The sequence below is a fragment of the Bartonella capreoli genome (genome assembly GCF_902813205.1).
GTDB lineage: Bacteria > Pseudomonadota > Alphaproteobacteria > Rhizobiales > Rhizobiaceae > Bartonella > Bartonella schoenbuchensis.
The window spans coordinates 1-402 of record NZ_CADDZX010000334.1; the positions used below are offsets into that span (position 1 = coordinate 1).

Genomic DNA, 402 nt, shown 5'->3' on the forward strand with positions numbered 1-402 from the left:
AGTCAGAAGTTGTTTCTTCGATCTGTGCTTTAATCTGATTGACGCGAGCACTAATCTCAGCTTTTTGTCCAGCACCATCAATAATCGTCGTATTTTCTTTAGAAATATTGACTTTCTTAGCGCGTCCAAGCATATCCAAAGTGACATTTTCAAGCTTAATGCCCACATCTTCGGAAATAACCTGACCCGATGTCAAAATTGCAATATCTTCAAGCATTGCTTTACGACGAGCAGCAAAGCCTGAAGCTTTCACAGCACCGATTTTCAACCCACCACGCACCTTGTTGACAACAAGCGTTGCCAAAGCTTCACCATCCACATCCTCAGCGATAAAGAGAAGTGGTTTACCAGACTGAACAACAGCTTCAAGCACAGGAAGAAGAGATTGTAAATTAGACAATT

At 41.8% G+C, this 402-nt stretch carries 1 protein-coding gene; it reads right to left on the reverse strand.

Annotated features, from left to right (window positions below):
- Positions 1 to 402, reverse strand: a 402-nt coding sequence (locus J7R05_RS08675; protein ID WP_281388241.1) for a TCP-1/cpn60 chaperonin family protein, incomplete at both ends; no start/stop codon positions are given.